Annotated in this window: 21 protein-coding genes and 2 riboswitches; of the genes, 11 read left to right on the forward strand and 10 right to left on the reverse strand. The window is 50.2% G+C overall.

Going from position 1 to position 21315, the window contains the following annotated elements; genetic code table 11:
* Window positions 1-8: 8 nt before the first annotated feature.
* The 6 genes from DFP94_RS23460 to DFP94_RS23480 all read right to left on the reverse strand — a co-directional run bounded on the left by DFP94_RS23460 (window position 9) and on the right by DFP94_RS23480 (window position 6242).
* Window positions 9-1604 carry a methyl-accepting chemotaxis protein gene (locus DFP94_RS23460; RefSeq protein WP_114498904.1) on the reverse strand — a complete coding sequence of 532 codons (1596 nt, stop codon included), beginning with the start codon at window positions 1602-1604 and terminating at the stop codon, window positions 9-11.
* Between the two features lie 2 nt (window positions 1605-1606).
* Complete coding sequence (locus tag DFP94_RS26355) at window positions 1607-1741, reverse strand: hypothetical protein (RefSeq protein ID WP_281269525.1); 135 nt, start codon at window positions 1739-1741, stop codon at window positions 1607-1609.
* A 4-nt stretch (window positions 1742-1745) separates the two neighbouring features.
* Window positions 1746-2111, reverse strand: coding sequence for a response regulator (locus tag DFP94_RS23465; RefSeq protein ID WP_114498905.1), 366 nt, complete (start codon window positions 2109-2111; stop codon window positions 1746-1748).
* Between the two features lie 8 nt (window positions 2112-2119).
* Complete coding sequence (locus tag DFP94_RS23470) at window positions 2120-2572, reverse strand: chemotaxis protein CheX (RefSeq protein ID WP_114498906.1); 453 nt, start codon at window positions 2570-2572, stop codon at window positions 2120-2122.
* A 228-nt stretch (window positions 2573-2800) separates the two neighbouring features.
* Window positions 2801-3466, reverse strand: coding sequence for a response regulator transcription factor (locus DFP94_RS23475; protein WP_114498907.1), 666 nt, complete (start codon window positions 3464-3466; stop codon window positions 2801-2803).
* A 31-nt stretch (window positions 3467-3497) separates the two neighbouring features.
* The gene (locus tag DFP94_RS23480; RefSeq protein ID WP_114498908.1) at window positions 3498-6242 is read right to left on the reverse strand and encodes a PAS domain-containing sensor histidine kinase; all 2745 of its coding nucleotides are present in this window, start codon (window positions 6240-6242) and stop codon (window positions 3498-3500) included.
* A 290-nt stretch (window positions 6243-6532) separates the two neighbouring features.
* Here DFP94_RS23480 and DFP94_RS23485 point away from each other — a divergent pair, with 290 nt between their 5' ends.
* The 3 genes from DFP94_RS23485 to DFP94_RS23495 all read left to right on the forward strand — a co-directional run bounded on the left by DFP94_RS23485 (window position 6533) and on the right by DFP94_RS23495 (window position 10820).
* Window positions 6533-6946 carry an ArsR/SmtB family transcription factor gene (locus tag DFP94_RS23485; protein ID WP_114498909.1) on the forward strand — a complete coding sequence of 138 codons (414 nt, stop codon included), beginning with the start codon at window positions 6533-6535 and terminating at the stop codon, window positions 6944-6946.
* Entirely contained in the window at window positions 6939-9233 is a 2295-nt protein-coding gene (locus tag DFP94_RS23490) for a heavy metal translocating P-type ATPase (protein ID WP_114498910.1), read from the forward strand. The genes DFP94_RS23485 and DFP94_RS23490 overlap by 8 nt, the downstream gene beginning before the upstream one ends.
* 414 nt (window positions 9234-9647) lie before the next feature.
* Window positions 9648-10820 carry a copper amine oxidase N-terminal domain-containing protein gene (locus DFP94_RS23495; RefSeq protein WP_114498911.1) on the forward strand — a complete coding sequence of 391 codons (1173 nt, stop codon included), beginning with the start codon at window positions 9648-9650 and terminating at the stop codon, window positions 10818-10820.
* A gap of 88 nt (window positions 10821-10908) precedes the next feature.
* Here DFP94_RS23495 and DFP94_RS23500 read toward each other — a convergent pair whose 3' ends face one another.
* Window positions 10909-11436, reverse strand: a complete 528-nt coding sequence (locus tag DFP94_RS23500) for a YwhD family protein (RefSeq protein WP_114498912.1) — start codon at window positions 11434-11436, stop codon at window positions 10909-10911.
* Between the two features lie 181 nt (window positions 11437-11617).
* Between DFP94_RS23500 and DFP94_RS23505 the strand changes: the two genes are divergently transcribed.
* The 6 genes from DFP94_RS23505 to DFP94_RS23530 all read left to right on the forward strand — a co-directional run bounded on the left by DFP94_RS23505 (window position 11618) and on the right by DFP94_RS23530 (window position 17750).
* Window positions 11618-13612, forward strand: a complete 1995-nt coding sequence (locus tag DFP94_RS23505; RefSeq protein ID WP_114498913.1) for a M1 family metallopeptidase — start codon at window positions 11618-11620, stop codon at window positions 13610-13612.
* Between the two features lie 158 nt (window positions 13613-13770).
* Window positions 13771-14601, forward strand: coding sequence for a hypothetical protein (locus DFP94_RS23510; protein WP_114498914.1), 831 nt, complete (start codon window positions 13771-13773; stop codon window positions 14599-14601).
* Between the two features lie 221 nt (window positions 14602-14822).
* A riboswitch (cyclic di-AMP (ydaO/yuaA leader) is annotated at window positions 14823-14957 on the forward strand.
* A 2-nt stretch (window positions 14958-14959) separates the two neighbouring features.
* Entirely contained in the window at window positions 14960-15454 is a 495-nt protein-coding gene (locus DFP94_RS23515; protein ID WP_114498915.1) for a C40 family peptidase, read from the forward strand.
* A gap of 241 nt (window positions 15455-15695) precedes the next feature.
* Window positions 15696-15832: riboswitch (cyclic di-AMP (ydaO/yuaA leader) on the forward strand.
* A gap of 4 nt (window positions 15833-15836) precedes the next feature.
* Window positions 15837-16310 (forward strand): C40 family peptidase, encoded by a 474-nt coding sequence (locus tag DFP94_RS23520; RefSeq protein WP_114498916.1) that lies wholly within the window; start codon window positions 15837-15839, stop codon window positions 16308-16310.
* A 403-nt stretch (window positions 16311-16713) separates the two neighbouring features.
* On the forward strand, window positions 16714-17217 hold the full coding sequence (locus tag DFP94_RS23525; protein ID WP_114498917.1) for a GNAT family N-acetyltransferase: 504 nt from the start codon (window positions 16714-16716) through the stop codon (window positions 17215-17217).
* 173 nt (window positions 17218-17390) lie between these two features.
* Entirely contained in the window at window positions 17391-17750 is a 360-nt protein-coding gene (locus DFP94_RS23530; RefSeq protein WP_114498918.1) for a c-type cytochrome, read from the forward strand.
* Between the two features lie 109 nt (window positions 17751-17859).
* Here the strand turns inward: DFP94_RS23530 and DFP94_RS23535 are convergent, their stop codons facing one another.
* A complete protein-coding gene (locus DFP94_RS23535; protein WP_114498919.1) occupies window positions 17860-18159 on the reverse strand; it encodes a 4a-hydroxytetrahydrobiopterin dehydratase in 300 nt (99 codons plus the stop codon).
* Window positions 18160-18408: 249 nt separating this feature from the next.
* Window positions 18409-18702 (reverse strand): hypothetical protein, encoded by a 294-nt coding sequence (locus DFP94_RS23540; protein WP_114498920.1) that lies wholly within the window; start codon window positions 18700-18702, stop codon window positions 18409-18411.
* 198 nt (window positions 18703-18900) lie between these two features.
* On the opposite strand from DFP94_RS23540, the gene motA reads away from it, so the two are divergent.
* Window positions 18901-19704: a flagellar motor stator protein MotA gene (motA, locus tag DFP94_RS23545; protein ID WP_114498921.1), complete on the forward strand. Its 804-nt coding sequence runs from the start codon at window positions 18901-18903 to the stop codon at window positions 19702-19704.
* Window positions 19688-20485, forward strand: a complete 798-nt coding sequence (motB, locus tag DFP94_RS23550) for a flagellar motor protein MotB (RefSeq protein ID WP_114498922.1) — start codon at window positions 19688-19690, stop codon at window positions 20483-20485. The genes motA and motB overlap by 17 nt, the downstream gene beginning before the upstream one ends.
* 121 nt (window positions 20486-20606) lie before the next feature.
* On the opposite strand, the gene rluF is transcribed toward motB, so the two are convergent.
* Entirely contained in the window at window positions 20607-21311 is a 705-nt protein-coding gene (rluF, locus tag DFP94_RS23555; protein ID WP_114498923.1) for a 23S rRNA pseudouridine(2604) synthase RluF, read from the reverse strand.
* Between the last annotated feature and the right edge of the window lie 4 nt (window positions 21312-21315).

A 21315-nucleotide genomic window follows, 5' to 3' on the forward strand; every position in this document is an offset into this window, starting at 1 on the left:
CCACCTAACTATGAATTCACTTTAAACACCGATACGGTATGGTTCAATTCTTCCGCCAGACCTGCAAGAGATTGCGCCGCCGAAGCCGTTTCTTCGCAACTGACCGCCGATTCCTCCGTCACCGCCGAAATATTCTCGACCGCCGCCATCACTTCCGCAGATTGAGCAGCCTGCTGCTGACTTGCTGCTGCAATCTCCGTTACTTTGCCTGCGGACTCGTTAATTTTTGTAATGATGTGTTCAAAAGCTTCCCCTGTCTGCTTGGTGAGGGTCACTCCGTCGCGAGTGGCCTTGACGCTTTGGCGCGTATTTTCCTGCATTCCTTTAATAATATCGGTAATCTGCTTGGTAGCTTCCCCGCTTCGCTCCGCCAATTTCCGGACTTCGTCCGCTACTACGGCGAAGCCCCGGCCCTGATCTCCCGCACGTGCGGCTTCAATCGCTGCGTTCAGAGCAAGCAGGTTAGTCTGTTCGGCAATATCATCGATCACTTCAATGATTTCACCAATCAGGTTCGAATCCTCTTCCAGCTTGGCCACTTGCACATTGATCTGATTGATGCCTTCGACGGAGGAACGGACGACTTTCCCGCCCTGCTCTGCGATGTTCATCGTATCGTCCGAAATATCCGAAGCTTGTTCGGCAATCCGGGCAACCGCATGCGTTGCGGCGGACAATTCTTTAAACAGTTCGTTAATCGTTTGGGCGGCATGGGCCTGTCCTGCGCTGCCCCCGGCAATCTCTTCCGTGCTTGCGGATATTTGCTGAGCGGCAGCAGATACGCCTTCCGCGGTGGTAAGAACCCCGCCTACGATGCCGCGCAGGCTCAGAATCATATCATTCGTCGATGAGGTAAGCCGACCGATCTCATCCTTCGAGTTCACTTCCGTCGTTTCGGTTAAATCGCCCTTGGACACTTTATCAACCAGTTTAACGACACGGTGAAGCGGATTGGATATACTGCGCGAAAGAATTACGCTGAATGCGATACCGAGCAAAACCGATATGACCAGTATAATAAACGTGATATTTCGCGAATCCAGATACAACTGGTCCGCCTGATCGTTGCGTTCCTCCGCAAGCTCTACGTTCACCGCAACCAATTGTTCGATGATTCCCATGACCGTATCTCCGCTCTTGTCGAGTTCTCCCCTCAGCAGCGCGAAAAACTCATCGGTCTTATTCTCAAAAATCAGCGCTTTGGCCTCGTCCAAATCCTGCTTAAAGGCGTCCCACGCCGGGTTGAGGGTTGCCAGGAGTTCCTCTTCCCTGCTGGTCAACTCGGTAGATTGATATCGCTTGATATTGCCCTCCACTTCATCGATGAAGCTATCGATTTTCTGATTGTAGTCATCCCTGACCGCCTTGCTTTCATCCATGATTTCCATATCGCGGATATTCACTCGAATTCTCTGATACAGCCCCGAGGCGGCAGATATATCCCGAATCGTCACCAGATTGTTGTCATACATGTCGGACATGCTGTCGCTCAGTTTATCAATGCTGTTCAATCCAAAGTACCCTATGAACACCAATAAAGCGGCCATAAGAAAAAAACCAAAGTATAACTTTACCGATATTTTCAAGTTCCGAAACCATCCCATCGTTATCCCTCGCTATCTCTGTCATTAATTTGTTCCAATTCTGCTTCAAGATGTTCCAAAATCCGCTCTAAATCTTCCCCTGATAAACGATCGCCATGATGAACCCTGATGAACTTCATTTCTCTTACCACCTTCATTTTTCTAAGCCCCTATTGCTTTTCGTATGGATTCCAGAACCCGCTCCTCTTGAAACGGTTTGACGATAAAGTCCCTGGCTCCGGCTTGCAAGGATTCCACAACCATCGTCTGCTGTCCCATAGCCGAACACATAATAATTTTCGCTTCCGGATCAATTAGCTTGATCTGCCTGACTGCCTCTACCCCTTCCATTACCGGCATCGTGATGTCCATGGTCACCAGATCGGGCGACAGGGCACGATACTTTTCTACCGCGTCCTGCCCATTCTCGGCTTCACCCACAATCTCATATCCGTTTTTGCTCAAAATGGTTTTTAACATTAAACGCATGAAAGCCGCGTCATCAACAACCAGAATTTTAGTCATAATGAATCCTCCTAAGCTTGTAACAATAAAATGGTGTTCACCGGGCCGATGGCTTCCAAATGAACCGTAACCCGAATACCGCGACTAAACCCGTACATCTGAAGCTTTCCTACCATCACTGTCGGCGGAGTAATATCGATATGTCTTCCGCGGTTCGACAAAAGCGTGGACGTATTCCCGGCAATCATATTCGCCATCTCCCCGACGAAACTGTGGAGCATTTCTCCTTCCAGCGGCATGCCGTACATACTCTGGCTCAGATTAGAGAATATCCGGCCCTCTCCTTCTATAATCAGGCGTCCTTCCATGTCTCCAACAATGCCTACCAGCACGCCGATGTCACTTTGTATCAAAGTTTGCTCGAATAAATGGGGAGCTTCGACTTGCATAGGACGACTAAACACATGCTTTATCGATTCTATGGCGCTGTTCAGTAAATCTGTTGCCCCGTCATACTTTTGCACTAAACCAAATCCTTCCTTGTGTGATTAATGTCCTATTTTTTTAGTACCATCATCATATATGCACGGAGAAGTACGGTAACCGAAAAAGTATTGCGGGAGCCCGCAAAAATTTTGCGGAATTATGTAGATTATTGTAGTTTGATGTCGAAAAACAGCAAAAAGAACACCTTTCGGCGTTCTTTATGGAAACGTCTATGCTATTGACTCACGGGTCTTTAGACCTAAGTTTTAACTCGAGGGCTTTGAGAAGTCCGAGTCGGACAACAAGCCTAGCGTCTTCGCCTTCATGGCGGCTTCAATCCGGGATTTAACCCCTAACTTATGAAACAAACTGGTCAGGCTATATTCCAAGGACCGTTGGCTTACCAGTATATTTTCGGCGATCGCTTTATTGCTTTTCCCCCTGGCGATTTGTTTCAAAATATCATATTCCTTATGGGTAATGACGCCCGTGTCCTGGCCGCCTGTCTTTTCCGTCTCCTGCCCGGATGCTCTCCTCAATTGTCGGACCAGGGACAGAGGCAGCACCGCTTCCCCACGGAGAGCGCAGCGTACGGCAGTCACAAGCTGTTCCTTATCCGCCGTTTTTAGCACAAAACCCGATATTCCCGCCTCCATCATGAGGTTGAAATGGTTCGTAAATTCAAATCCGGTGTAGATCAAGATCACCGCCTCCGGTACTATGGTAATAATTTGCTTGGCCAGGTCAATTCCGTTCATCTTCGGCATATGAAGATCGAGCAGCATTAGATCGTAATGATTATGCCGGACCAGTTCCATCGCCTTTTCTACGGTTTCCGCGATCGCCACAACGATATCCCCTTCTTGTTCCAGCAGTACTTTAGTGCCTGCCATGACCGAAGGATGATCATCCACGAGCAAAATATGGATCATCACTGTACCCCCCTTGTTCCTGTCTTATTCGTTACCGGGCCGGAATGGAAATGGTGATGGATAGCCCCTCTTCCGAAGATGAGCTGAACTCAATATGTCCATCCATGCTGCGGACCCGCTCTTTCATCCCGTAAATCCCCATGCTGTTAAAGGTATGAGTTGTCTCCCCGACATCCATTCCGACTCCGTTGTCCTCATAATGCAAATAGATGTGGTCGCCACCAGAATATAATTTTATCGTTACCAGTGAGGCGTCGGAGTGTTTGGTCGCGTTGGCCAGCATTTCTTGAACGATCCGATATAACCCGATAATGATGTCATCGTGGATCACGAGCCCAAGATTGGAGTAATCGAATTGGATTGCGTAATTCGTTCGCAGTTGCGCAAATTCAAACAAGGTTTCCAGGGAGCGTTCCAGCCCCTCCTCCTTCAATAGCGGAGGTCTTAATTCATTACACGTAATTCTTATCTGGTAAATGACGTCAAGCAGCCCTTGCTCGATTTCAGACAGTTGACACCGGTACTGGGACGGAAGCTCCGGATCCGCCGTGATCTGGTTCAATTTGCGGTACCAGACGATCTGCTCCTGGAGCGCCGCATCATGAAGATCCTGCGATAAACGTTTCCGTTCATTTTCGGATAGATGAAATATAAACCTCAACAGCCATTGCGGCATTATTCTTCCGGATGCCAACATGTCTATATCCCGCTTTAAATCCTCAATAACCCGGAAATTATCATATAAAACGCTGACGTAGCGCGAGAGCGTCTCAAGCCAAACCTTTTGAGCCTGAACCAGCAGCAACGGCGAACTCTCCCCCACGCAAAGAATCCGGCTTTCCCCGTTGACTTCCCCGATTTTGACATAGTGTCCATCCAGCGTATCGATCAACCGGCATATAGGAAGCCTGTCGGCTCCATGTTCCCGGATACTTAGCAGCACATCATCCGGGATGTCCTTCCCGCCGTGTGTCACAACGGTCAGCCCATCCGGGCCCGCCTTCATCAGGCTGATTTTGCCTGTCCCAAGTACCTGACGCACTTCCCTCACCAGCCGGCTGTTTAATTCATCCACCTTAACCACGCCGAATAGATCCGATGAAAATTGATCCAGGCTGATTTGGAGCCGGAAATACCTGTCTTCGCTTTGCCGGATCAGTTGCTCGGCATTCCACCGCTCTTTCTCCGCTTTCTTGCGTGAAGTGATATCCCAGGCCAAAGTCATCGCCGCTCCCTGACCCAGATGAGGGAGCGGCGTGGTAATCGCCTCGACTTCAATCACGTTGCCGTTCAGGCAAACGACCTTGTGCTGAGTCATCGGGGTGCTCCCAAACTCAGGGTCCAGCTCCGTTTCGCAGGTCATGACCTCCTCGTAGATCTCCTGGCCCAGTATGTCCCAATATGCGAGCCCAATGATCTCGCTCTTATCCTTCGCCCCATATAACGCAACGCTTGCGGGATTAGCGTACGTGAATTTCTTATCTCGATGAAGAAGAATCGCGATCGGAGACAGCTCGACCAGTTGGCGGTTGAATTCCTCACTGGCCAGCAACGCGCGTTCCGCCTGCTTCCGGGAGGTAATATCCTCGAAGACGATTTCAACCGTCGAGTTCGTATTGTCGAAAATTCCGATAACCACGGCATCAAATTTCTCTCCGTTTACCCGCACTAGAGCCATCTCCTTAGGCGGAAGAGAGCCTGCCTCCATCAAATCCGCGAATAGCGCTCTGCACCATTCCACATCTTCTTCGATTACCCAGTCCCAAGGCGTCGTCCCGATGATATCCGCAAGATCCCTTGCCCCAAGAATCCGCATACCTGCCGGATTTACATAGACAATCATTCCTTTATGACATAGCGCGATCGCAACCGGGGACAGCTCCACGAGCCTCCGGTACCGTTCCATGGTTTCTTTCAGGGCCACTTCTATCTTTTTGCGTTCCGTAATATCGTAAAAAACGTGTACCGTCGTCTCCATATGCGCATCGTAAATGCCGATGACCTCCGCGTTCACCACTTGCCCGTGCCGACCGATTACCTCGTACTCCAGGGCCGCCCCAAACTCGTTCTCCGCGATAAAAGAGACCCTGTTCCGTGCCTTGTTCCATTCATGCGGCGGCAGAATCCGGTATATTTCCTGCCCAACGATCTCCTCCAGCGTATCGACGCCCATTAACCGCAGACCTGCCGGATTTACATAAACGAATCGTTCGTCTTTCTGTACGATCATCGGATGCGGCGAGATCTCGATCAATCTGGAGAAGCGCTCCTCGCTTTCCTGCAATTCTTGCTCCGCTTTCCTCTTGCCGGTAATATCCAGCACCATCCCGTCGAGCCGGGCCAGATTACCGGATTCATCGAGGGTAGGGATAATCCGGACCTCTACCCAGCGGATCTCCCGATTGACGTGAATAATCCGGTATTCGCTGGTATCCGCCTCCCCTCGACGCAGACCTGCGGCTACGGTACGGAAATGATGGATGTCGTCCGGATGAACAATGTTTTCCCAAGCCATTTTACTATTAAAATTATCCGGGCTATATCCCGTAATCGTTATGAATGCTCTCGACGTAAACACGACGCTACGCGATTGATCATTATAAGACCAGGTGCCTACGTCAATATTATGAAGCATATTTTCAAGCAGGCTGATCCGTTGATCCGCCTCATCCAGCGCCTTGCGGTATTGACCGATGCGCTTTCGAAACCATGCAATCACCGTATACAACGCGAGTAGAAAAATAAGAATAAGAAATCCAAAGATAAAATTGTTCAAGTCGGCCTCCCCTTTACTCTCTGATGACTTCAATCCGACGGGACAACTAACTTTTCGTGACTACTTATAAATTGTATATCGGTCTGGGGCCCTGAATTGCTAATATTGTCAGGTTAATAAAGAGAATAGAAAATTATGGGTTTTTCTTACATATTTTTCGTTAACATTCAAGCGCTCGTTTGAATATGATAAGCAAAAGTCGTATAATGCACTTAAACAATCAAATCATCATTTGAATATAAAATTTATCAAAGCGCGAAAAGAAGGTGAAACCTCGGATGAGGACTAATATGGAAACGGAATGGGGAAAGGAATTAAATTTGGAGGCCGATCTTATTACGAACGATGAGATTTGCGAGCATGGCTGCGGGAATACCGCCCGGACGGAACAGCTGCGCCAAAGCCTGCGGGAAGACGACATTCTGGGCATGGTGCAAATATTTAAAGCACTCTCTGATCCCAATCGGATGAAAATCGCCTATTTGCTGCTGCGGGGACAGGAATGCTGCGTATGCGACATTGCCGCGGTCCTGGGCAGTTCCGTAGCTACGGCTTCCCATCATCTGCGCCAATTAAAGCTGATGGAAATCGCAAAATCGCGTAAAGAAGGGAAGAACGTATTCTATTCTCTGAAAGACCATCATATCGAGACTCTCATCACGATGACATTGGAACACCAGAAGGAGAGGAACGACCATGAATAGACCCGATTCAGCTCCTAAAACCGCCGGTCGGCAAGAGACCCGCAAAGAATATAAGGTTCAAGGCCTGTCCTGCGCCAATTGCGCCCGCGAAATGCAGGAAGAAATACAAAAGCTGGAGCATGGCCATGACGCGGCGTTATTGTTTAACAGCAGCCGGTTGCTGGTCCGGCCGGAAATTGATATGCAGCGGGTGCAGCGAATTTTGAGCAGCGATGGAGCCTCGCTGCTGTCTTCTGCCCCATCGCAGGAATATAACGGACAAGACCATCATCATGGGGAAGGGAGTCATAATCACGGGGCGGAGCATGGGCAGGAACACGACCATCATCATGGGGATGGGCACGGTCATGCTAGCGGGCATGACCATGTCGAGAGCCGCGGACACGGACATAGCCATGGACATAGTCACGGTGAAGGCGAAGGCCGGATCGGCCAGTGGCTGCTCACCGTCTCCGCCTTGCTCTATGCCGCAACGTTTATTATAGATACGCGGCTACCCGATAACGCCATTATTCTAATGTACATTGCTTCTATTGTTATGAGCGGGTACTCCACTTTTCTGCGAGGACTTCGCAATTTGCTTCGCCTCAAATTCAATATGGATACGTTAATGACCGTAGCTCTGGTCGGCGCCTCGCTGATCGGCGAATGGAAGGAAGCTACGCTCGTCGCCATCTTGTTCGGCCTGAACGAACTGCTGGAAGGCTACGGCATGAGCCGGGCCCGCAAATCGATGGAGGCGCTGCTGGATGCGGCTCCAAAACAGGCCGTTCTAGTCAGGGACGGCCTGGAAGTAACGGTGCCGATCGCGCAGCTTCGGGCCGGGGATGTCGTACTCGTCCGTCCCGGCGAGAAGATCCCGTCGGATGGCTCCGTCCTTGAGGGACATAGCGCCGTGAATGAAGCGGCGATCACGGGCGAATCCATACCCGCGCCGAAAAACCCGGGGGCGCCCGTCTTCGGCGGGAGCGTTAACGCCGAAGGGCTGCTGAAGGTAAGGATCGATAAAGCGTACGAGGACTCCTCGCTTGCCAAGATTATGCATCTGGTGCAGGAAGCCCAGGATACCAAAACACCGACCGAACTGTTCATCGACAAGTTCGCTAAATATTACACGCCGGCCATCATGATCATTGCCGCACTCGTCGTCGTCGTGCCCCCGCTGCTATTCGCCCAGCCGTGGATGAAGTGGCTGTACGAAGGACTGGCGATTCTGATCGTCGGCTGTCCGTGTTCGCTGGTCCTCTCCTCGCCGATTGCGTTGGTCAGCGGAATGACCCGCTGCGCCCGTGCCGGCGTCCTCGTCAAAGGCGGCATCCATCTGGAGCAGCTCGGAAAGATCAACGCTATCGCGTTTGACAAGACGGGCACCCTGACCATGGGACGCCCGGCCGTCATCCGCGAAATCGCCTACGATGCGGGGCGGTTCCATCGCGTCGCCGGCGCAATGGAGACCGGCTCCCTGCACCCGCTAGCCGAAGCGATCGTGCGACATGTGGAGGCACGCGGCCTCACCAGATCCGCCCTTCCGCAACCGGTCGGGCTGACGACCCTTCCCGGAGTCGGCCTGTCCGGGGACATCGGCGGTACGCGGTATTGGGTCGGCAGCGAGGAAGTGCTGGAGCAGCTCGCATTGCCGGCGACCATCCGCAGCCAGGTCACCGGTGACCTGGCCCGCTTGAAAGAGGAGGGCCTCACCGTTGTGCTCGCGGCCGAAAAGGGCCGGGCGCTCGGCTTGTTCGGCCTCGCCGACGAACTCCGTCCGGAGAGCCCGGACGTCGTCGCGCGGCTGCACCGCAGCGGCATTGCCCACACCGTCATGCTGACGGGGGACCATGCCGGATCGGCCCGGAGAATCGCCGACAAAGCCGGCGTCACGGACTGGTATGCGGGCCTGCTGCCGGAGCAAAAGGTCGAGCGGATTCGCGACCTTTCCGCCCGCTGGAACGTGGCGATGGTCGGCGACGGCATCAACGACGCTCCCGCCCTCGCGACTTCGAGCCTCGGCATCGCCATGGGTAAGGGGACGGACAGCGCCGTGGAAACCGCCGATATTGTACTCATGCAGGATCATCTCGGCAAGCTTCCCGGCGCGATCACGGTCGCAAGGCAAGCCAGCCGGGTGATCCGCTGGAATATCGGCATCTCGCTGACCCTGAAGCTGATTGCCCTCCTGCTGACGATTCCCGGTTGGCTCACGCTATGGATTGCCGTCATGTCCGATATGGGGGCGACCATCCTCGTGACCTTGCTGGGACTAACGGTCCTGCTCGGCAAGGATAAGTAGGAGAGTGCCTGCCGCATGACGGAGACCGCTCCTTCGTGCTAACGAGTTCCCATGCGTTGCTACGCCACCTATTGCGGTTCACCGCCACTCAGGGTATACACAACCTGAGTTCCGTTTCGCCAAGCGGTTCATTAACTGGAAAACATCCAGTTAATTTCTCTCCACGCCACTAATTTGTTCATTTAACTGGAAATTCTACAGTTCATTCAGCCCTTAAAGCGTCAACTGCTGCTCTAGGGCCCAAATAACTGGAGGTTTTCCAGTTATTTTTTCTATATGCCGGATTTCCAGCAAATTAGCTGTAGGATTTCCATTTATTTGGACACCCTCTCCACTTATTACCAACTTTATCTATATAACCACAACTTTTCCTAGGCTTGAAGCGTTCATCTAGGTGTAAAGGAGGCTTTTCAAATGAAAAATTCGAAATCCACCGCCGCAAAGGCTGCAGCCGTGGCACTGGTTCTTACCGTCACGATGGCCTCGGGCAGCATCCCCTGCCTGTCGCCGAATCCTGCAGCTGCCGCAACCGATTCAGTGAATCAAAAAGCTACTGTCATGCTGGAACATAAGCCCTTCAAACAATCCGGACAACTTTATGTCCCCTTGAGAGAAGTAGCCGCACTCTTCGACCTTCAACTTACTTATAACCATGCAACCAAATCCTTGGAACTCACCGGAGTCACCCAGTATGCCAAACTGAAGGCGGGCAACGCAAGCGCCACGGGTAAAAACAATGTTGTCGTCTCGCTCGGCGCTCCCGTACTGATTAAGCAAGGCATCACTTATGTACCGGCTTCCCTTTTTGCCAAGCTGTTCGGAATTTCAATCACTCCGTCCGGCAAACAGGAGATCACGTTTGTTTATTCCTCCAAATACGTAATGGCTCAAGCTGAAGGCAAGCTGTTTTGGCTAAACCGCGAAAAAGGGGTATTGTATATGGGCACAAGCGGCCGGCTTCCTGCCCGGGCCGGGTCCATTAATGTAGAACATCCCGATTTACTGTGGATGGACGCTCATAAAATCAACGACTCCACCTATGTGACGAGTATTTATAATAGCTATGGAGAGCCACATATCTTCGATGGACGATACCGGGCCATTTTGCACAACGGTTCAATCATCCGTCAGGCAAGCATGTCCTACGGCGGACCTTCGAGCATTCATTTGGAAAAGGATGTACTCACCTACGACGGCAAGATCATCCTGAACAACGGGCAAACCGCCGAACTCGTTACGCCGGATGGAAAGGTTGCCGACATAATCGATCTGGAGAAAATCGGCGGTCCGGACGACGTTTACAGCCTGGAAGTCATGGAGTCGGATTTCCTGCTGATCCGCCCGTACTCCACGGGGACGCTGCTGCTGGTCGACCGAAGTTCGGGCGAAGCGACGTCCATCTACCTCAGCATGCTGGATAAAGCCAGCATCGACCGGATTCAAAACGATGAGTTCGGCATTGGTGACGGACTGAAGTATACCGGCCGTACCGGAGATCGGTTGAACTTCAAATGGCAGCTGCCCAACTTAAGCTCCGAGGCCGTCACAAAAACCTACGACCTGTCCAAGAAGACTACAACACCATAAAAGCCAATTCTCAAAAAAACAGCGGGACATGCGCTTGACGCGCGTGTCCCGCTGTTTTCATGTTACCCGCTATTATGCCCGGTATGGATCATTCCGACTCCAGGACCGTTTTCAACTCATCGGAGGAACGGTCCCACCATTCCCGGTTCGTTTCAATCAGCAACTTTTTGAGCGCGCCTCTTTGTTCGGCCGACAAACCGTCCAGGATGAACCGGCGCTTCAAAGCATAGTCCATTTTATTGACGTGATCGGCAAGGATTTTCCACCCGCGGCGCGCCTCGGTATCGATCCACATTTCGCAAGCGGTCATGCCTCCATAAAATTGTCCTTCCGGGGAGCGGTCCACCGCTACCCAAACGACCCATACTTGGCGGCCGGCCGGGACGTCATCGCGGTTAATGGAGAACTTGATCCCTTTCTCAACCTTACTCTTGGCATGCATCGCACCGATATCGATATAAGCCTCATCCCCGTCAATAATGACCGGAGACATGCTGTTCAGGTCGATGGAGCCGGCCCCGAACCCTTTGTGCTTGCTCTTCTCTTCATTGCTGATAATGTTCAGTGCGAATATCTTCTTGCCTGTCTTTTGCGATTCCGGATTGTTGTTATCCATAATTCCCTCCCAATTTATCCCTAAGTAAAATGTCTATGGCAAGCGGCGAGTAAGCCGCCGATTTCGCTTTCCGCAGAGGCTTTCCGAGGCGCGGATCGGTTTAATTTAATTTTAGCTAATAATCTCCCAAATGCAAACATATACATGCTGTAGATGCTTGTCAACGGGAGGTATCCATTGTATGACCCGACGAACTTTATTCTTCGGCATTTCCATTCTGGCCCTCTGCCTCATCGCCGGTACTATCCGGTACACCCTGAGTTTAGGGCCATCAAATCAATCTTCGTTCGCGCCCGATAAGGCCAAGCCCCCAGTAACCGTCAAGAGCGGGGCCACCGCCCCCCTGGCCGAAAGCATTCAGCAGCCGACCGCGGAGATCCTCAGCGACCGGGTCACCGAGTACCATATTCAAGTCAAGCTTAATGAAGATAACAACACTTTGACAGGTACGGAAACGCTGACCTGGACCCACCCTGGGAAAAAAGCCGTCAATGAGCTCTACTTGCACTTATATCCTAATGCCTTTGCCTCGGCGGACTCTACGTTCATGAGGGAATCCGGCGGCAAACTGCGGAGCGACGTCATGCCGAAGGACGGTTGGGGGGCGATGGAATTGACTGAAATCCGGACCACGGACGGCATTTCCCTGCTTCACCGGCTTCAATTCGTTCAACCGGATGACGGGAATACCCATGACAAAACGCTCGCCAAAGTTCGCTTGCCGGTCACGGTCCGCGGCGGAGAAAGCGTGACCCTAAAAATTAATTTTACTGTGAAACTCCCTAAAATATTTGCCCGTATGGGCACGTCCGGCGACTTCGTGATGGCGGGGCAATGGTTTCCGAAGCTGAGCGTGTATGAACCGGCCGGGACGCGCAGCCGAACAACGGAAGGCTGGAATCTGCACCAGTATCACGGCAACTCCGAATTTTACTCCGATTTCGGAATTTACAGCGTCAATATTGATGTACCCGAGACGTACACCGTGGCCGCGACCGGGTTCCAAACTAAACCGGCCGTGCGGAAAGACGGGCGCAAATCAGTCCAATTTTATGCCGACGATGTCCATGATTTCGCCTGGTCCGCCTCTCCCGATTTCGTATACGCGGAAGAGCCGTTCTCTTCGGCAGAGGTACCGGGCGTACGAATCAAACTCTATCTGGATCCGGCTCATAAAGATTTGAAAGAGCGATATTTTTATGCAGCCAAGGTAGCTCTTTCGAATTTCAGCAAGTGGTATGGCCGCTATCCGTATTCCACCCTGTCCGTGGTCGTCCCGCCCATCGGCGGAAACGGCGCCGGAGGCATGGAGTACCCGACGCTGGTCACCGCATTCGGCGCAGGCAGCGACTCCCCGGGTTATGACGAATTGGAACGCACGGTCATTCATGAGATCGGGCACCAATTTTTCTACGGGATGATCGCCAGCAATGAATTCGAGGAAGCCTGGTTGGACGAGGCCTTCACTTCCTATGCCGAAGATAAGTTAATGGAGCAGGAATTCGGCATCGCTCCGAATCTACCCATTCAGGCTGCGCTTATCTCTTCCCCGGCTTCCCTGACCCTGCCGTCCTGGAAGTACGGTTCCGGGGACGTCTACGCCAAGAATGCTTATTATCGCGGCAAGTTGGTCCTGCTCGATATCGAACGCCAGGTCGGTGCGAAAACCATGAAGCGGATCCTTTATAACTACAGCCAAAGGTTCAAGTTCAAGCATCCGACCACCGCCGATTTTCAGCGAATTATTGAACAGACGACGGGTAAGAGCTGGAAATCTTACTTTAATCAATATGTATATGAAGGAAAAATGGCGGATTTCTCCGCAGACCGGATTACCGTGACTCCCCTTACCCAAAAAGGCGGCACTATTTACGAATCGACTGTGCAAATAAGCCGCAAGGGAGGAACCAGTTCCAAAATACCGCTGCTCTTCAGCTTTAAAGACGGTCATACGACCAGAAAAGTCTGGAACGGCGAAGGCGATACCATTCAAATGAAGTTGCAATACAAAGAACCGCTGGATTGGGTGCAAGTTGACCCCGACTTTTCACTGGTGCTGGAGAACAAGCATATCAACAACTACATGAAATCCGAAATTGACGAGCCGGTTAACACCCGTTCCACCTTAAGCATCGTCAAACTGCTGGAGACCCTGCTTGGAACTCTTGTGTATTAGGCTGGCTTATAAAACCAAGCGGATGCTTTCGAAGCTATTTTGTTCGAAGCCACATAAAAGTTGTAACGCTAACAAAACAAGCCGATGCTTACGAGGCCAGTTTTGTTCGAAGTTATTTCATAGTTGTAACGCTCACAAAACTTTTAGGAGGGAAAGTTATGACCTATGTACGAAATGGATGGGGGCTTGTCAGGAGCCAGTTTCCCTCTGTGATCATCCTGTTCCTGTACCAGTTGCTCTGGGGATTGTTTCTGTACCGGCTGGTCAGTTCGGCGGTTACCGCCGTGCTGTCCAGGTACCCCGAATCCCCTCCGAACCAACTGAACCGGATCCTTTATCTGATCGAAGGCCAATTTGAGCTTAAGCATAATCCGGCAATCCATCAATATTTTTGGCTGCTACTTGGGATGGTGGTCCTTCGACTCTTGTTGACGCCGCTGCTGCAGGCCGGCATTCTCTACAGTCTGGTACCTGCCGACGCCCGCGCATCCGGTTTCCCTCTCTTTCGTGGGATGAAAGAATTTTGGAAGCCCGTCACCCTCTTTTTCCTGTTGGAGCTCGCGCTTTTAGCCTTACCGGGATTTTGGCTCGTTCCGGAATTGTACGCCCTGGCGCTCCGGCTGATTCCAGCCGGCGACAGGCTTGTCCCGATCCTGATCATCTGCGGGGTTATCCTGGGCTGGGCCGCTTATGGCTGGCTTATGCGACAATTGTTGCTGTTTGCCCAGTTTGGCTACCTCTTTAAAACCGGAGTCTGGGGTTCGCTGATGGTAAGCTTAAAATACCTTTTGCCGGGGATTGCCATCTCCCTGATTCTCGGCGCTTCCGGAGCGGCCCTGTTCCTACTGTTCGGTACTGTCTCATGGATTTGGACCGGGTTGCTTGCCCTCATATTGCAACAATCCTATCCTTTCTTCCGTAGTCTATTTCAAATTTGGACCCTAACCTCTCAATATCAGCTATGGCATACCAAGACACAAAAAAGTTAAATTTTTTTAATTTTTATCATCCCTTATGCCACAAGGCCTCCGCGCTTATACGGAGGCCTTTCCCTACGTTTTCCCCTCTGAATCTTGCTAAATAACCATTGCCAAAATATACTTGCCTTTGTTACAATAACAGCAGCACAATTTCAGTAACAGTTTTGTAATTATTTTTGTTACTATTAGCAGGAGTTTTCTGCTGAGTGTTGAATATGTAAGAAGCCAGATGTAAATTACAGCCGAATTCCCTTCGCGGGGAACGGGGGAACCACTTTGGGTGAATTGATCTCGCAAGAGAGGGATCATAGGGGACCTTCAACCGAATCCTTAAGCTAACCTCGTAGGCATTGGAAGGAGCATTTCCTTGAAGAAACAGTTAACCGTAGCAGCAGTAAGTCTTGCACTACTTTTCTCCATCGGAACTGGTAGCGCTTTCGCGTCGGATTCCAAACTGGATGGCGTGATCGACAAAGCCCTGGGAACCGAGTATGTTTCCGGTGGAACTACTACCTCAGGCTTCGACTGTTCGGGATTTACTATGTATGTCTTCTCGAAAATCGACATTAAATTACCACACCAATCAGGCTCCCAATACAAAATGGGAACCGCAATTGAGAAAGATCAACTAATTGCCGGCGACCTGGTGTTCTTCAACACTTCAGGCAAGGGCATTTCTCATGTCGGTGTTTACGTCGGCGACGGCAAGTTTGCTCATGCTTCCTCTTCCAAGGGCGTAGTCATCAGCAAATTAAGCGAAAAGTATTATGTCGAGCGTTATGTTGGCGCGAAACGTATTATGAGCACTGACAAGTATGAAGAAGTGACCGGTGACGTTCAGGAACACGATGAAGTAGAATAATACCAGTCAAGCCCGCAGTGATTCTTTATGGAATCAACTTCTGCGGGTTTTTTTTATTTACGGGCAACCTTCCTAGGAACCATTACCCGGTTCTGACCGGCATAAACAGGACAAATTAACTTATTTATTCAAAAATGCCGAAACAAACTTGCCAAGTCCGGCTGGCCTTGGTAAAATAACCAGAGTAAATAGTAACAACTTTGTAATTTCTGTCGTAACGTCGTATTTTTCGGGTGCATTCAACTTAGAATAGCCGAATTCCCGGCACCCGGGAGACGGGGGAACCATTTTGGGTGAATTGATCTCGCTACATAAGGATCATAGGGAACCTTCAACCGAATCCTCAAGCTAACCTCGCAGGCATTGGAAGGAGTTTTACATCTTGAGAAAGACGATCACAGCAGCAGCTACGAGTTTGGCTATATTGTTCACCATGGGGACGGGAAGCGCTTTCGCAGACACCACTTTGAACAGTGTTGTTAAGTCCGTGTACGGCACGCCTTATAAATACGGAGGGGTTACGACCAACGGTTTCGATTGTTCCGGATTTACAAGATACGTGTTCAAAAAAATGGGCGTCGATCTTGCCCGCGTGTCCGCAGCCCAGTACAAACAAGGAACGACAGTGGCCAAAAGCCAATTGAAGGCCGGAGATCTCGTTTTCTTCAACACCATGGGTAAAGGTAAAGTGTCTCACGTCGGCGTTTACCTGGGCGATGGTAAGTTTGCGCACGCCTCTTCATCTAAAGGCATTCGCACAGACAAATTAAGCAGCAGCTACTATAAAACGCGTTATGTCGGGGCAAAAAGAATTTTGAGTCAATCCAGCTTTACTGCGTTTGCCACAGAATCCTGATCACCCTGACATTTTTGAGGCCCTTACCTCAAAACCATGTGACCGCAACTGATTCTTGCAGGAATCGGCTGCGGTTTTTCTCTACGTCATCTTAATCATATAACGAAGGATCGGATCAAAAGGTTTCTTTTACACGGCCAATTTTAAAAAAAATATTTTGAACTTCGTCCGTATTCCCTTCACTCCATATCCAAATCCTTCTATATCCAAAATTTACCCCTTTCACATAAGTCTAAACAGGATTTTTCTTCTTTAAGCATTTTTTTATTTCGTGCTTGCTTTCTTACGGTCCTCCATTTCAAAGCCTTTACAATCCAAGAAAATCCCGATAGAGTGAGGTTAAAAAGAACTTACGCCATATGGGTAACCGCATATGTATTCCTATCGTTTAAGGAGGCGCAATATGGAAAAACCGATCGCAGCATTTCGAATCGTACCCATGGAGGAAAGCCACGGTGCGGAAATCAGCACCTGGCGTTACGATTCTCCCTATGATATTTATAGTTGGCTCCCTTGGGAACAAATGAAAGCGCTCGATGTAGAATTCGGCAATCCCGCCTTACGGGCGCAGCAGTATGTCTCTTTATTGAATCAGGAGGACGAACTGGCCGGATTTGCCCAGTACTTTCCTATGGAGGGGGTTACCCGTCTAGGGATCGGCATGAGGCCTGATTTATGCGGTCACGGCTTGGGTAAAGCTTTTGTGCTTGCCATTGTGGAAGAGGCCAAGCGGCGGAAACCAAAGGATGTGATCGACCTGGAGGTACTGACCTGGAATACCCGGGCGATCCGGGCGTACCAAAAATCCGGCTTCGTCATCACCGATCTGTATGAGAAGATGACGCCTGGCGGTATTTCCAAGCCCTATTATTGCATGGTGTTTCGTGGAACACCTCCAACCATCTAAAATAGAGACAGGAATCCAGAGAGTGGGCATTTGTCTGTGATTAATCGCACATAATTATGCCGTTTTTTCGTATACTACAAATAATTCGTTACTTTTTTTGACACAAACGCTATGATCGCCGCACATGTTCCGCTATAATAAAAGGGGTAGCTTACATAGGAGGGACGATTGATATGCAGAAGTGGATCATGAGCGGAATACTCATCGTGGCGTGCGCCTTCGCAGCCGTGTTAATGTTTACATTGCCCGGTAAAGATCAGGTGGCGCAGGAAGAAAAGCCGCAAATGCCTGAAATTACATTAAATGCAGAGCAAGCTGAAACCACGGTCAAGGCCAATTGTATTTCCTGTCATGGAGATCAATTGCAAGGCGGAGCCGGTCCAAATCTGCAGAAAATTGGATCCGAGCTGTCGGCTGAACAATTGTTCGGCATTATTGCCAAAGGTAAGGGCGGTATGATGCCTGCCTTTAAGGACAAATTGAAGGAAGATGAAATCGCCAACATCGCCATGTGGCTTGCGGAGAAAAAATAACGCTCAAACCAAAGATACGCCCACCAGGACTTTAAGGTCCCGGCGGGCGTTTTTCTGACATTCCGCTTCTATAACTATATTGACTTCATTCCACCCTGTCAGCCTGAGCCTAACCGGCCGATCTTGCTTTCTCGAATGCCTCATTATATTGCTGGGCTTCCTTGATATCTACGGCCGTTATTCCACCTTCTTCCCAGGATGTCAAACGAAGCGTCACCGTTTTATGGTCGATGGTAATAAAAGGATGGTGATTAAACGCTTCCGAAATCGCGGCCACCTCGTCGACGAACGCGATCCCTTTCATAAAGTTGGAGAACGTATATTTACGGATAATCCAACGTCCCTCCTCCATTTCCCAACCTTCCAATTTTTCCAAATGCGCTTCTACTTCTTGAGGTGTAAACGGCATTTTTCTTCCTCCCCGTTCTTCAAAACTTCCACTGCTATGTAGTCCTACAGTCTAGGATTCAGTTACCCGGTAACCTTAGCTCAATTCCACATCTGTTTATTATATTGCTCTCTCCGGCAGTTCATGCAAAAAATAGTTTCGACCCGATCAATGCTCACTTGGAGCCTTGTCGCAGCCATTTTATTTTTCTTCCAAGTTTATATTTTACCATGCTCTATCCAATAATCCAAAAATTTGCGGAAACTCCCATCAAACTAGTTGGACGGAGGTGAGTTCTTCCTCCCCGATTAGGAAGTTTATCCGGTGCCCTTCGGAATCATGGATAACCACAGCACTCCCAACCGTAATCGTCGGCTCGGTGCCAAGCGCAAAGAAAAGATCCTCGGCAAGTGCCTCCTGAACCTCGCGTCTCTCTTCATCCGAGAGCCCATGCCATTCCAAAGCCTCCATTTCAAAAAATTTATAGCTATCGGGAATACGGCCCACCGCCGCCGTCAAATCTGCCAAAATAAATTCATAATCTCTTCCATGCTTTACGCCCACTGCTATCTTGCTCCCTTCATCCTTGTCATTTACAGAGTGTATTATTATTATACCGGAAAAAACACCTTAAAAAAAAAGGGAAATCTGTCGATAAAAAAGATAAACCGTTTTTCGGATTTATTTGGAAAGATCCGATGTCCCCAGCAAGGATGCGGAGACAGAAAAATGGCATCAATTATCTCAAGGACGAGGTGTGCAATGGAAATTTCAACAATTATTGGACTTCTTCTCGGTTTTGTAGCGCTTATTTTAGGTATGTTTTTGAAAGGCGCACCTGTGGAAAGTCTGGTCTCCAACCCGGCAGCTTTTGTCATTATCTTCGTAGGGACGGCAGCTACGTTGTTTGTAGGCTTTCCGCTCTCCGAGATTAAGAAATTCCCCAAGCTGATTAAATTAACGATGACTAAGCCCAAGATGATCAGCAAGGCTGAGTTGATCACTCTCTTTATGGAATGGGCCACGATCACGCGGCGGGAAGGTCTTCTTGCCCTGGAAGCCAAGGTGGAGGAAATCGACGATGACTTCCTGCGCGGCGGCATGCGGATGATTATTGACGGCAACGACCAGGACTTCGTTCAAGACGTGCTGACGGAAGATATCGCCGCTACCGAAGAACGACATAAGGTAGGCGCCCAAATTTTCACCCAAGCCGGGATGTACGCTCCTACCCTGGGGGTACTCGGCGCCGTCGTCGGTCTGATCGCCGCGTTATCCGATATGAGTGATATCGATAAATTGTCTCATGCTATTTCAGGCGCTTTTATCGCTACCGTCTTCGGTATCTTTACCGGTTACGTCATGTGGCATCCGATCGCCAATAAATTGAAGCGTCTCTCCAAGAAAGAGATGGAAATACGGCTGATGATGGTGGAGGGCCTGCTCTCCATCCAATCCGGTGTATCAACGATCGCAATTCAACAAAAACTGGCCGTATTTTTGACCCCTGCCGAGCGTGCGCAAATTTTAGAAAAGGGGGCGGGTCAAGGTGAGCAAAAAGAATAAGAAGCACCAGGAACATGAAGAACATGCCGACGAGAGCTGGCTGCTGCCTTATTCCGACTTGATGACCCTTCTTCTAGCTTTGTTTATTGTCCTGTTCGGGATGAGTACGGTCGATGCCAAGAAGTTCGAGGAAATGAGCGAGGCGTTTCAAAGCGTACTTACCGGCGGATCCGGCGTTCTCGATCATAACGCGATGAGCAGTAATACGAAGAACTCCATCAGTGAAAACGAGATTCCCAAACCTTCTACAAACGGTAAAAAGAGTGAGTTGATGCGTAAGGAGCAGGAGAATCTTGAGTCCCTGAAGAAACAGTTGGACACGTACATCAAGAATAACGGCTTAACTGATCAGTTGAATACCAAGCTTAATCAATCCCAGTTGATGATCACGATCAGCGACAATGCGCTGTTCCCTTCAGGGGAGGCGGAGGTAAAGCCTGATGCCCGTATCCTTGCCAAAGCGATTTCGGCCATGCTTCAGGAGTTCCCCGACTATGAGGTCATCGTCTCCGGCCATACCGATAATGTACCGATTTCCAATTATGAGTTCCCTTCCAACTGGGACCTCAGCTCGGTCCGGGCCCTGAATTTCATGAAAATCCTGTTGCTGAACAACCAACTGGATCCCAAGAAATTCAGCGCGATCGGTTACGGCGAGTATCATCCGGTCGAAAGCAACGAAACGAATGTGGGACGTGCCAAGAATCGCCGGGTTGAAGTATCCATCATCCGTAAGTATCAGGATGGCGATCAGCAAATTGGCATGCCGGCTACGCATTAACAAAATCTCTTTCAATAGTAAAGGGCTGCCCTAATAATCGGGGCAGCCCTTTGTATTTAACCAAGCCTATAAGGTTTGTAGACCTCCAGAAACCATAGCTTGGCCTGAGATCAAGTCAGATCTACAAAAGAGAATAACCCAGCGACTGTCCCAGTTCCTGCTTCTCCTGCTCCGTCAGGTCGCGCCATGTGCCGATCTTCTGATTCCCTAAATGGATGTTCATAATCCGGATCCGCTGCAGCTTCCGTACTTCGTAGCCGAGAGCGCTGCACATGCGGCGGATTTGCCGGTTCTTACCCTCCGTCAATATAATCCGGAACACCCGCTCCGTCACACGGGTAATCTGGCAAGGCCGCGTCATCTCTCCCAAAATCTTTACCCCTTCTCCCATTGCTCTAAGGAAGGACGGGGTCAACGGCTTATCCACGGTCACGATATACTCCTTTTCGTGCTTGCCTTCGGCCCGCAGGATTTTGTTGACGATATCTCCGTCGCTCGTGAGCAAGATCAACCCTTCGGAATCCTTATCGAGCCGCCCGATGGGAAATATACGCTTGTCATGGCTCACAAAATCAACGATATTCCCCCGAATATGCCGCTCTGTCGTACTTGTGATGCCTATAGGCTTGTTTAGGGCGATATACACATGCTGATCGGGTTTCTCTTTAAGAGGCTTCCCGTTAATGCGGACATCGTCCCCTTCCTCCGCCTGACTGCCAAGCAGCGCCGTCTCGCCGTTAATCGTCACTTTACCCGACTCTACCAGCCTGTCCGCTTCACGTCTGGAACAGTATCCTGTTTCACTGATAAATTTATTGATTCTCACTTTC

The organism is Fontibacillus phaseoli, from assembly GCF_003337355.1.
GTDB lineage: Bacteria > Bacillota > Bacilli > Paenibacillales > Paenibacillaceae > Fontibacillus > Fontibacillus phaseoli.